Origin of the sequence: Pseudomonas sp. Pse1, from assembly GCF_024519635.1 — a bacterium.
GTDB lineage: Bacteria > Pseudomonadota > Gammaproteobacteria > Pseudomonadales > Pseudomonadaceae > Aquipseudomonas.
Genome location: NZ_JALJRO010000019.1, coordinates 61,260 through 73,540, shown reverse-complemented (window position 1 = coordinate 73,540; position 12,281 = coordinate 61,260). Strand labels below are relative to the sequence as shown.

Sequence of the window (12,281 nt, the reverse complement as noted above, 5' to 3'; positions counted from 1 at the left end):
TATCCAGGAACCCGCCATGAGCGAATTCAAACGTATCCCCCCCGAACAAGCCCAGGCCTTGCGCGCACAAGGTGCGGTAGTGGTAGACGTGCGCGACCCCGCGACCTTCGCCGCGCTGCACATCAGCGGCTCGAAACACCTGGACAACCACTCCCTGCACGCCTTCATCACGGCCGCCGACCTTGATGCACCCACAGTGGTCGTCTGCTATCACGGCAACTCCAGCCAGGGCGCAGCAGCCTACCTGGTCAGCCAGGGTTTTTCTGACGTCTATAGCATGGACGGCGGCTTCGAACTGTGGCGTACGACTTACCCTTCGGAGACAGCGCAAGGCACCGCCGAATAATTTTTTTCAGCGCTCCGGCCCACGCCTGCCGTGGGCTGACGAACGGTAGCTCATAACAAATCGCGCATTGCCCCTTTACCTCCCGGATTACCAACTATCCTTAGCCACAGGCCATCCAAAACAGGGGAGAGCCGGTACACCGGCGAGCGGGTCATCGGGAGTAGCTTTCAGGGTTGATAGCTTTGAAGGTGTTCTGGGGGGATAAAAAACAGCCGATATTTCAGCTGTTTACCAGCATCGACTGATTGATCCGACGTCGGCTCCACGTATCGAGCGAGGTGACGTCATGAGTATCTTTAGCCACTTCCAACAACGCTTCGAGTCCACACGCCAGGAAGAATTCTCGCTGCAGGAGTACCTGGAACTCTGCAAAAAGGACCGCAGCGCTTACGTATCTGCCGCCGAACGTCTGCTGCTGGCAATCGGCGAGCCGGAATTGCTCGACACTTCGACCAATTCGAGGCTGTCGCGCATCTTCTCCAACAAGGTGATCCGCCGCTACCCGGCCTTTGAAGACTTCCACGGGATGGAGGAATGCATCGATCAGATCGTCTCCTATTTCCGCCATGCCGCCCAAGGCCTGGAGGAGAAGAAGCAAATTCTTTACCTGCTGGGCCCGGTGGGCGGCGGCAAGTCGTCCCTGGCCGAGAAGCTCAAACAGCTGATCGAGAAGGTGCCCTTCTACGCCATCAAGGGGTCTCCGGTATTCGAGTCGCCTCTGGGGCTGTTCAACGCCACCGAAGACGGCGCGATTCTGGAAGAAGACTTCGGCATCCCACGGCGCTACCTGAATACCATCATGTCGCCTTGGGCCACCAAACGCCTGGCCGAATTTGGCGGTGATATCAGCCAGTTCCGAGTGGTCAAGCTGTACCCGTCGATCCTCAATCAGATCGCCGTAGCCAAGACCGAACCTGGTGACGAAAACAACCAGGACATCTCGGCGCTGGTGGGCAAGGTCGATATCCGCAAGCTCGAAGAATTCCCGCAAAACGATGCCGACGCCTACAGCTACTCGGGCGCCCTGTGCCGGGCCAACCAGGGCCTGATGGAATTCGTCGAAATGTTCAAGGCGCCCATCAAAGTCCTGCACCCACTGCTGACCGCTACCCAGGAAGGTAACTACAACAGCACTGAAGGTCTTGGGGCGATTCCGTTCACCGGGATCCTGCTGGCCCACTCCAACGAATCGGAGTGGCACACCTTCCGCAACAACAAGAACAACGAAGCCTTTATCGACCGGATCTATATCGTCAAGGTGCCTTACTGCCTGCGCGTCAGCGATGAAGTGAAGATCTACGACAAGCTGCTGTTCAACAGCTCCCTGGCCAAAGCCCATTGCGCGCCCGACACCCTGAAAATGCTCGCCCAGTTCACCGTGCTGTCGCGCCTCAAGGAGCCGGAGAACTCGAACATCTATTCAAAAATGCGCGTCTATGACGGCGAAAACCTCAAGGACACCGATCCGAAGGCCAAGTCGATTCAGGAGTACCGCGACAGTGCAGGTGTCGACGAGGGCATGAACGGTCTGTCGACCCGCTTTGCCTTCAAGATCCTGTCGAAAGTCTTCAACTTCGACCCACACGAAATCGCCGCCAACCCGGTGCACTTGCTGTACGTGCTTGAACAACAGATCGAACAGGAGCAGTTCCAGGCAGAAACCCGCGAACGCTACCTGCGCTTCCTCAAGGAGTACCTCGCGCCGCGTTACATCGAGTTCATCGGCAAGGAAATCCAGACCGCGTACCTGGAATCCTACAGCGAGTACGGACAGAACATCTTCGACCGCTACGTGCTATACGCCGACTTCTGGATTCAGGACCAGGAATACCGCGACCCGGAAACCGGCGAAATTCTCAACCGCGTAGCGCTCAACGAAGAACTGGAAAAAATCGAAAAACCGGCGGGCATCAGCAATCCGAAGGATTTCCGCAACGAAATCGTCAACTTCGTCCTGCGCGCCCGCGCCAACAACAACGGCAAGAATCCGACCTGGCTCAGCTACGAGAAACTGCGAGTGGTCATCGAGAAGAAAATGTTCTCGAACACCGAGGACCTGCTGCCAGTCATCAGTTTCAACGCCAAGGCGAGCAAGGAGGACCAACAAAAACACAACGATTTCGTTACCCGGATGGTCGAGCGTGGCTACACCGACAAACAGGTGCGGCTGTTGTCTGAATGGTATCTGAGGGTCCGGAAGTCGCAGTGACGCGGCTGCAAGCTTCTAGCCACAAGCTGCAAGGGAAAGCCGGTGACACGGCGCCTCCACTTGCAGCTTGGCGCTTACGACTTGAAGCTCCCCGGAGGGGCCTATGAGCTATGTGATCGACCGACGTCTCAATGGCAAGAACAAGAGCACGGTAAACCGTCAGCGTTTCCTGCGACGCTACCGTGACCACATCAAAAAGGCCGTCGAAGAGGCGGTGAGCCGGCGCTCCATCACCGACATGGAGCATGGCGAACAGATCAGCATTCCCGGCCGCGACATTGACGAGCCAGTGCTTCATCACGGCCGCGGTGGCAAACAGACGGTGGTTCACCCTGGTAACAAGGAATTCACCAGTGGCGAACACATCGCCCGGCCACAGGGTGGAGGGGGCGGCAAGGGTCCTGGCAAGGCCGGCAACTCCGGCGAAGGCATGGATGAATTCGTCTTCCAGATTACCCAGGAGGAATTTCTCGAATTCATGTTCGAGGACCTCGAACTGCCGAACCTGGTCAAACGCAACCTGACCGGTACCGACACCTTCAAAACCGTACGCGCCGGGATCAGTAACGAGGGCAACCCGTCGCGGATCAACATCATCCGCACCCTGCGTTCGGCCCATGCACGGCGTATCGCCCTGTCGGGCAGTAGCCGCGCAAAACTGCGCGATGCCAAAGAGGAACTGGCGCGACTCAAGCAGGAAGAACCGGACAACTTCGGCGATATCCAGGAAATCGAAGCAGAAATAGAACGCCTGAGCGCGCGCATTCACCGCGTCCCGTTTCTCGACACCTTTGACCTCAAGTACAACCTGCTGGTCAAGCAGCCCAACCCCAGCTCCAAGGCAGTAATGTTCTGCCTGATGGACGTTTCCGGCTCCATGACCCAGGCGACCAAGGACATCGCCAAACGCTTCTTCATCCTGCTGTACCTGTTCCTGAAACGGAATTACGACAAGATCGACGTGGTCTTCATTCGCCACCACACCAGCGCCCGCGAAGTGGACGAGGAGGAGTTTTTCTACTCACGGGAAACCGGCGGCACCATCGTCTCCAGCGCCCTGAAGCTGATGCAGGAGATCATGGCCGAACGCTACCCGAGCAACGACTGGAACATCTACGCGGCTCAGGCCTCGGACGGTGACAACTGGAACGATGACTCACCGATTTGCCGCGACATCCTGATCAACCAAATCATGCCGTTCGTCCAGTACTACACTTACGTGGAGATTACCCCGCGCGAACATCAGGCGTTGTGGTACGAATACGAGCGAATCGCCGAAGCCTTTTCCGACACGTTTGCCCAGCAGCAGCTGGTTTCGGCCGGGGATATCTATCCGGTCTTCCGTGAACTCTTCCAGCGCAGGTTAGTGACATGACCGCCAAAGAGCAGAAGCGCCAACCCATTTCCACGGGCTCCGAATGGACATTCGAGCTCATCCAGGCCTACGACCGCGAAATCAGCCGTATCGCGGCCCGCTATGCGCTGGACACCTATCCCAACCAGATCGAGGTGATCACCGCCGAACAAATGATGGATGCCTACGCGTCCGTCGGCATGCCATTGGGCTACCACCACTGGTCCTACGGCAAACACTTCCTCAGCACCGAGAAATCCTACAGCCGCGGCCAAATGGGCCTGGCCTACGAAATCGTCATTAACTCCGACCCCTGCATCGCCTACCTGATGGAGGAGAACACCATTTGCATGCAGGCACTGGTCGTTGCCCATGCCTGCTACGGCCATAACAGCTTCTTCAAGGGCAATTACCTGTTCCGCACTTGGACCGACGCCAGTTCGATCATCGACTACCTGGTGTTTGCCAAGCAGTACATCATGCAGTGTGAGGAGCGCCACGGCATTGACGCCGTGGAGGACCTGCTGGACTCCTGCCATGCCCTGATGAACTACGGCGTCGACCGCTACAAGCGCCCTTATCCGATTTCCGCCGAAGAAGAGCGGCGTCGGCAGAAGGATCGCGAAGAGCACCTGCAAAAGCAGATCAACGATCTGTGGCGCACCATTCCCAAGGGAGCGGACAAGTACAACGAAAAAGACAACGCACGCTTTCCCGCCGAACCGCAGGAAAACATCCTCTACTTCATCGAAAAACACGCCCCCCTGCTGGAGCCCTGGCAGCGCGAAATCGTGCGCATCGTGCGCAAGATTGCCCAGTACTTCTATCCACAACGCCAAACCCAGGTCATGAACGAAGGCTGGGCCACGTTCTGGCACTACACCCTGATGAACGACCTGTACGACGAGGGCCTGGTGACCGACGGTTTCATGATGGAATTCCTCACCTCCCACACCAGCGTGGTCTTCCAGCCAGGGTTCGACAGTCCGTACTACAGCGGCATCAACCCCTACACCCTCGGATTTGCCATGTACCGCGACATTCGGCGCATGTGTGAAGAACCCACCGAAGAGGATTACCGCTGGTTCCCGGAAATAGCCGGGACCGATTGGCTGTCAGCCATCAAGTTCGCCATGAGCAGCTTCAAGGATGAAAGCTTCATCCTGCAGTACCTGTCACCCAAGGTGATACGCGACCTGAAGCTGTTCAGCATCCTTGATGACGATCAGAAGGACGACCTGCTGGTGCCGGCAATCCACGACGAGGAAGGCTACCGGACCATTCGCGAAACCCTGGCGGCGCAATACAACCTGGGCAACCGCGAACCCAACGTGCAGATCTACAGCATCGACCGCCGGGGCGATCGGTCGCTGACCCTGCGCCATCAACAACACGACCGCAAACCGCTGGGAGAATCCACCGAGGAAGTCCTCAAGCACCTGCACCGTCTATGGGGTTTTGACATACACCTGGAAACTCTGCAGGGTGACCAGATCATGAAAACCCATCACGTTCCACCGAGGACCGAGCACGGCGAGAATGATTATGGCCGGCTCGACCTGGCCGTCATCCATCTTTGAAATTGTCGAAACCTCCGTTAGCTCGACGCAAGGGTTATTCTGTCGAGCTAACGGAGGTTTTTTATGCGGATTTATAAAGTCGGCGGCGCGGTCCGTGACCGCCTGCTCGGCCGGCCAGTCACCGACATCGACTGGGTCGTGGTCGGTGCCAGTACTGACGAAATGCTCGCCAAGGGTTATCGCCCCGTGGGGTCCGACTTCCCGGTGTTCCTGCACCCGAAAACCGGAGAAGAGTACGCCCTGGCTCGCACCGAACGTAAAACAGGTCGTGGCTATGGCGGCTTTACCTTTCACGCCAGCCCGGAAGTCACCCTCGAAGAAGACCTCATCCGCCGCGACCTGACGATCAATGCCATGGCCGAGGACGATCATGGACAACTGACCGACCCTTACCATGGTCAGCGCGATCTCGAAGCTCGCCTGCTACGCCATGTTTCTCCGGCATTTGCCGAAGATCCACTGCGAGTCTTGCGCGTTGCCCGCTTCGCGGCTCGTTATGCCGAACTCGGCTTCAGCGTCGCTCCGGACACTCTTGCGCTGATGCGCCAACTGAGCGAATCCGGCGAGCTGCAAGCCCTGACGGCCGAACGCAGCTGGAAGGAAATTTCCCGCGCGCTGATGGAAGATCAACCTCAGGTATTTATTCAGGTGCTGCATGATTGCGGCGCGCTGAACGTGCTGATGCCGGAAGTCGATGCCCTGTTCGGCGTGCCGCAACCTCACGCCCATCACCCGGAAATCGACACGGGTGTGCATACCCTCAGCGTGCTGCAGCAAGCCGCCTTGCACCAACAACCGCTGACGGTTCGCTGGGCCTGCCTGCTCCATGACCTGGGCAAAGGCCTCACTCCGCAAAGCGAATGGCCACGGCACATTGCCCACGAGCACAAAGGCCTGAAACTGATCAAAGCCGTCAGCGAGCGCTTCAAGACCCCTCGTGACTGTCAGGAATTGGCACTATTGGTTGGCGAATACCACACCCATGGGCACCGCGCCCTGGAGCTGAAACCCTCGACTTTGCTGGAGCTGTTGCAAAGCTTTGACGTCTATCGCCGGCCGCAACGCTTTGAAGAGTTCATCGTTGCCTGTGAAATGGATGCGCGAGGCCGCAAAGGCCTGGAGCAGAGGAGTTACCCACAGGCGGACTACCTGCGGGGCGCGGCAGCGGCCGCTCGCAGCGTCGCGGTTCAGCCATTGCTGGCGCAAGGATTCAAGGGACCGGACCTGGGCGAGGCAATCAAGCGCGAACGCCTCAAGGCGCTGAAGGCTTACAAGCAGGCAAGCCTGGGTTGAAGCCTATCGCGGGCAGGCTGGAGCCGCCCGCGATAATCAAAGCATGCTTGAAGGCGTCAGCGGCTCACCGCGCCAAGCGAAGGCAACCGGCGCCAGCACCTGGTCGATCTGCGCCTCTTCCCACAGGGTCGAAAAAGGCTTCTCGACACCCGGATGCACTCTGTCCGGGGCAACCAGCGACAAAGGCCACAGTACAAAGGCATTTTTCAGGATCTCTGCGCGTGGCAGCACCAGACCATCGAAGTTACCCACCAGATCGCCGTACAACAGCACGTCGATGTCCAGCGGCAAGCCTTTACGGTCTGGCGCATAACGCCCGTTGTCCGCCTCGATGAACTTCAGACGGCGGTCCAGTTCTATCAGCGGCAGATCGGTAACCGCCGAGACCACAAAATTGTAGAACGGCCCGCTCTTGATTCCCACTGGCTGGCTTTCGAAGACTGGCGAACAACGCATCTCCCGCAAAAAGCCACTGAGTGCTTCCAGTCCAGCCTGCAAATGAGTTTCGCGCTCGACATTACTGCCGAGCCCGAGAAATACCTGAGTTAGCGACATCCGCGCTCGATCTCCACGCCTACACCGGTGGCAGCCGGGACGGCCCCTGGCTTGGTCAATTTGAGACGCAGCCAAGTGATCTTGAACTCACTCATCAATACCTGGGCGAGACGCTCGGCAAAGGTTTCCACCAACTGGAACTGCGCTTGCTCGGCAAAATCCTGAATGCGCGTCGACACACTGGCGTAATCGAGCGCCAGGGTTAGATCATCCCCCGCTGCCGCAGGACGATTGTCCCAGGCGAAGCTCAGATCCAGACGCAGACACTGACGGATGCCACGCTCCCAGTCGTAGGCACCGATTACCGTGTCGACTTCCAGGCCCTCGATAAACACTCTGTCCAAGCACTTTTCTCCGCAGCACGACAAGGGCGCAATGCGCCGTTAGAATCAGGGCGTCCTCGCCCGGAATAGTTAGCATGTTTTGGTCACTGGCGATTTTCGCCTACCTGCTCGGCTCGCTGTCCTTCGCCATCTTGCTCAGCCGCCTGACCGGTAATCCCGATCCGCGAATGAGTGGTTCAGGCAATGCCGGTGCCACCAACATGTTACGCCTGGCCGGAAAAAAACTCGCCGTCCTGACATTGCTCGGTGATCTGTTCAAAGGTTTACTGCCCGTGCTGCTTGCCGCATTGGCGGGTCTCCCGATCCAGCAACAAGGCTGGATCGGCGTCTGTGCCGTAATTGGCCACCTCTTCCCGCTGTACTTCCGCTTTCGCGGCGGAAAAGGCGTCGCGACCGCGGCCGGCATGCTGCTGGGCCTGTACCCACCGGCAGCACTTCTGGCCATCGGCGGCTGGCTGCTGACCTTCTACCTCACCCGCACCAGCTCCCTGGCAGCACTGATTGCCACCCCCCTGACTCTGCCACTGCTGGCTTGGCAGGAGCCGGCTGCGCTGTTACCAATGAGCGTACTGACCGCACTGATCGTCTGGCGCCACCGCGGCAATCTACGTGACCTGTTTGCCGGGCGCGAACGGCATTTCTAACCACCGCAAGTAAACGTCACAGGGGTGACAACTGCTCCATCGGCCAGCGCGCCTGAACGCTGATCGCCAGGCTCTCGTGCTGCCCGGCTTGCAAGCGTTGGCAACCGGCAAAAGCGATCATCGCGCCGTTATCGGTGCAGAACTCCGGCCTAGCGTAGTAAACGTCGCCCTTCATGCTACTCAGCATTTTCTCCAGGGAAACCCGCAACGCCTTGTTGGCACTCACGCCACCGGCGATCACCAGCCGCTTCATACCGGCTTGTTTCAGCGCACGCTTGCACTTGACGGTCAAAGTCTCCACCACCGCATCCTGGAAGGCCAGCGCGATGTCGCTACGGGTTTGCTCGCTGTCGTCCCCAGCGCTGACGCATTGCTGCCAGGTATTCAGGGCAAAGGTTTTCAAGCCACTGAAACTGAATGCCAGACCAGGTCGATCACACATCGGACGCGGGAAGACAAAACGTCCTGCCACACCTTGCGCAGCCAGACGGGCGATTTCCGGACCGCCAGGGTAATTGAGCCCCATCATCTTCGCTGTTTTGTCGAATGCCTCACCCGCCGCATCGTCGAGGGTTTCCCCCAACAACGCGTATTGGCCGATACCATCGACCTGAACAAGCTGCGTATGACCGCCCGAGACCAACAAAGCGACGAACGGAAATTCCGGTGGCTGCGACTCCAGCATCGGCGCCAGCAAATGACCTTCCATGTGGTGCACGCCCAAGGCCGGAATGCCCCAGGCGAATGCCAGCGCCTGGGCGCAGGAAGCGCCTACCAGCAATGCCCCGACCAGGCCAGGACCCGCGGTATAGGCGATGGCGTCGATCTCGGTCGGCACACAGTCCGCTTCGGCCAACACCTGACGAATCAAGGGCAGCATGCGCTTGACGTGATCTCGCGAGGCCAGCTCCGGCACCACGCCACCATAGGCGCGATGCAAGTCGATCTGACTGAACAGTGCGTCAGCCAGCAGGCCTTTTTCACTGTCGTACAATGCGACGCCGGTTTCGTCGCAAGAGGTTTCTAATCCCAGTACTAGCATGGGTTTGCGCCTTGTTTAGGCTAAATTCGAAGGCGCGCATAATAGTCTTCAAGGGATGCCCCGACCAGCGGTTTTCGATCAGAGGCTTTGCATTCCGAGCGTTGAGGGGTTAACATCCGCAACCCTTAAAAACCGACGTCTTCAAGTGCTCTTTTGCCGCGAGGATGTTGACCCCGGTAATGAATGAAGGTAGCTCTGGATGCCAGCCGTCAAAGTAAAAGAGAACGAACCCTTCGACGTAGCTCTGCGTCGTTTCAAGCGCTCCTGCGAAAAAGCCGGTGTACTGGCTGAAGTTCGTAGCCGCGAATTTTACGAGAAGCCAACTTCTGAGCGTAAGCGCAAAGCAGCAGCTGCTGTTAAGCGTCACGCCAAGAAAGTTCAGCGCGAACAGCGCCGCGCCGTTCGTCTGTACTAATCCACAGACGATCGTAGCAAGCTTCTGCCAAGCCCGGCCCTCAGCCGGGCTTATGGCATTTGCGGATATCGCTTGATGCTTCACTGTCGAAGCCGCACACGCGACCGAGACAAACCTGCTTCACACGTCAGACCTGGCTCTTTTGCCAGCCGTGCACGTCTCTTCTGACGAGCCTTCCAAGGCTACTGACGAGCACACCTTACTGATTCCTCTAACAGACGATCAGCCCAAGGCACCTGCTTGCGTGCCCGCTTTTGAGCTATCCGAGCCTGACTTTTGGCGCAACCGGACTCAGGGCAACACTTTCGAACAGTCGGATACTGATTGCTGCTAACGTCAGTGAATTTTCGGCAGATACACTCCCCAACAGCGAATACGCAGTCGATACCGGTCGAGTCGCCTCCTTGTCGCGCCTCGTAATCATGGCCGCATCAACGCGCCCTTCGCCTGGGCCCTACACTTACCAGCAGTGATGACGAGAACGCCATGGCCGGGCTGATTCCCCAGAGCTTCATTGACGACCTTCTGAACCGCACCGACATCGTCGACGTGGTCAGCTCGCGCCTGCAAATGAAAAAAGCCGGCAAGAACTACACCGCCTGCTGCCCTTTCCATAAGGAAAAAACCCCGTCTTTCAGCGTCAGCCCGGACAAACAGTTCTATTACTGCTTTGGCTGCGGCGCAGGCGGCAATGCCCTCGGCTTCATCATGGACCACGACAACCTGGATTTCCCCCAGGCCGTCGAGGAACTCGCCAAGGCCGCAGGCATGGAAATTCCCCGCGAGGAAAGCGGCCGCCCGCACAAGCCCCGGCAACCCACTGACTCGCCGCTGTATCCGCTGCTGGCCGCCGCTGCCGACTTTTACCGCCAGGCACTGAAAAGCCACCCGGCACGCAAAGCCGCCGTCGAATATTTGAAAGGCCGCGGCCTGACCGGCGAAATTGCCCGGGACTTCGGACTCGGCTTCGCCCCACCCGGCTGGGACAACCTGTTCAAACACCTGAGCAGCGACACGCTCCAGCAGAAAGCCATGATCGACGCAGGCCTGTTGATCGAGAACGCCGAAACCGGCAAGCGCTACGACCGCTTCCGCGACCGCGTGATGTTCCCGATCCGCGACAGCCGGGGCCGCATCATCGCCTTCGGCGGCCGAGTGCTTGGCGACGACAAGCCGAAGTACCTGAACTCACCGGAAACCCCGGTATTTCATAAAGGCCAGGAACTCTATGGCTTGTATGAGGCGCGCAAGAACAACCGCAACCTCGACGAAATCATCGTGGTCGAAGGCTACATGGACGTCATCGCCCTGGCCCAGCAAGGCCTGCGCAATGCCGTGGCAACGCTGGGCACCGCGACCAGCGAAGAGCACCTCAAGCGCCTGTTTCGAGTGGTACCCAACGTACTGTTCTGCTTTGACGGCGACCAGGCCGGCCGCAACGCGGCATGGCGCGCCCTGGAGTCGACCCTCTCAAGCCTGCAGGACGGTCGACGCGCACGTTTTCTGTTCCTGCCTGAAGGCGAAGACCCGGACACCCTGGTTCGCTCAGAAGGCACCGATGCGTTCAAAGCAAGAATCAACCAGCACGCTCAGCCGCTGGCCGACTATTTCTTCCAGCAACTGATCGAAGAGTCCGACCCGCGCTCCCTCGAAGGCAAGGCCCACATGGCGACCCTCGCTGCGCCGCTGATCGACAAGGTACCGGGCGCCAATCTGCGCACACTGATGCGCCAACGCCTGATGGAAATCACCGGCCTCAACAGCGAAACCGTCAGCCAGCTGGTGCAAAGCGCCCCGCAAGAAGCACCACCGGCCTATGACCCAGGCATCGATTACGACGCCATGCCGGACTATTCGGACTACCATCAACCGCAGGAAAGCTACGCCCCCCAACAGGAATGGACGCCGAAAAAATCGGGGGCTGGTGGCAAGAAATGGGACAACAAACCCTGGGACAAAAAAGGCAAGCGTGGCGGCGATCGCGATCAACCACGTGCCCCGCGCGTCCCGGCCGCCGTCGAACCTCCAACACTGGCAGCTTTGCGCACGCTACTGCATCACCCGCAACTGGCGGAAAAAGTCGAGGACGCCGGGCACTTCGCTGCCGAGGACCACTCCAATACTCAGTTGCTGGTCGCACTGCTTGAGGCCGTACAGAAGAATCCCAAGCTAAACTCATTTCAGCTGATTGCTCGCTGGCACGGGACCGAACAAGGTCGCTTGCTCAAGGCACTGGCTGAAAAGGAATGGCTGATCGAGGGGGATAACCTTGAACGACAGTTTTTCGACACCATTACTAGCTTGTCAGCCCGCCAACGCGAGCGAAATCTGGAACAGTTGCTCAGGAAAGCCCGTCAAAGCGAGCTGAGCAGTGAAGAGAAAAATCAACTGCGCGACCTTCTAAGTCGCAATGTTTCCGCATCAAACCCGACCTCAACTGGCGCGTGAGGTCATAGCTCAGGTATAATCCTCGGCTTGTTTTTTGCCCGCCAAGACCTT

11 protein-coding genes are annotated in these 12,281 nt (G+C 58.5%); 8 read left to right on the top strand and 3 right to left on the bottom strand.

The features are described 5' to 3' along the window. The first annotated feature begins 16 nt into the window (after positions 1-16). From glpE to NR126_RS22900, 5 genes are all read left to right on the top strand, one after another. Positions 17-346, top strand: coding sequence for a thiosulfate sulfurtransferase GlpE (glpE, locus tag NR126_RS22920; protein ID WP_027617168.1), 330 nt, complete (start codon positions 17-19; stop codon positions 344-346). Positions 347-632: 286 nt separating this feature from the next. Next, positions 633-2,555, top strand: a complete 1,923-nt coding sequence (locus NR126_RS22915) for a PrkA family serine protein kinase (RefSeq protein ID WP_027617167.1) — start codon at positions 633-635, stop codon at positions 2,553-2,555. Between the two features lie 103 nt (positions 2,556-2,658). Then, positions 2,659-3,930: a YeaH/YhbH family protein gene (locus NR126_RS22910; RefSeq protein ID WP_027617166.1), complete on the top strand. Its 1,272-nt coding sequence runs from the start codon at positions 2,659-2,661 to the stop codon at positions 3,928-3,930. After that, positions 3,927-5,489: a SpoVR family protein gene (locus NR126_RS22905; protein WP_027617165.1), complete on the top strand. Its 1,563-nt coding sequence runs from the start codon at positions 3,927-3,929 to the stop codon at positions 5,487-5,489. The genes NR126_RS22910 and NR126_RS22905 overlap by 4 nt, the downstream gene beginning before the upstream one ends. A 63-nt stretch (positions 5,490-5,552) precedes the next feature. After that, complete coding sequence (locus tag NR126_RS22900) at positions 5,553-6,782, top strand: multifunctional CCA addition/repair protein (protein WP_256831626.1); 1,230 nt, start codon at positions 5,553-5,555, stop codon at positions 6,780-6,782. A gap of 36 nt (positions 6,783-6,818) precedes the next feature. Here the strand turns inward: NR126_RS22900 and folK are convergent, their stop codons facing one another. Beyond that, entirely contained in the window at positions 6,819-7,337 is a 519-nt protein-coding gene (gene folK / locus NR126_RS22895; RefSeq protein WP_027617163.1) for a 2-amino-4-hydroxy-6-hydroxymethyldihydropteridine diphosphokinase, read from the bottom strand. Beyond that, a complete protein-coding gene (gene folB, locus NR126_RS22890; RefSeq protein WP_027617162.1) occupies positions 7,328-7,681 on the bottom strand; it encodes a dihydroneopterin aldolase in 354 nt (117 codons plus the stop codon). The genes folK and folB overlap by 10 nt, the downstream gene beginning before the upstream one ends. Before the next feature lie 74 nt (positions 7,682-7,755). Here folB and plsY point away from each other — a divergent pair, with 74 nt between their 5' ends. Continuing rightward, the gene (gene plsY / locus NR126_RS22885; RefSeq protein ID WP_027617161.1) at positions 7,756-8,325 is read left to right on the top strand and encodes a glycerol-3-phosphate 1-O-acyltransferase PlsY; all 570 of its coding nucleotides are present in this window, start codon (positions 7,756-7,758) and stop codon (positions 8,323-8,325) included. 16 nt (positions 8,326-8,341) lie between these two features. On the opposite strand, the gene tsaD is transcribed toward plsY, so the two are convergent. Continuing rightward, positions 8,342-9,367: a tRNA (adenosine(37)-N6)-threonylcarbamoyltransferase complex transferase subunit TsaD gene (gene tsaD, locus NR126_RS22880; RefSeq protein WP_256831624.1), complete on the bottom strand. Its 1,026-nt coding sequence runs from the start codon at positions 9,365-9,367 to the stop codon at positions 8,342-8,344. Positions 9,368-9,566: 199 nt separating this feature from the next. On the opposite strand from tsaD, the gene rpsU reads away from it, so the two are divergent. Together rpsU and dnaG are read left to right on the top strand one after the other, a co-directional pair. After that, complete coding sequence (rpsU, locus tag NR126_RS22875) at positions 9,567-9,782, top strand: 30S ribosomal protein S21 (RefSeq protein ID WP_002551877.1); 216 nt, start codon at positions 9,567-9,569, stop codon at positions 9,780-9,782. 486 nt (positions 9,783-10,268) lie between these two features. After that, a complete protein-coding gene (gene dnaG, locus NR126_RS22870) occupies positions 10,269-12,230 on the top strand; it encodes a DNA primase (protein WP_027617158.1) in 1,962 nt (653 codons plus the stop codon). The last annotated feature ends 51 nt before the right edge of the window (positions 12,231-12,281 follow it).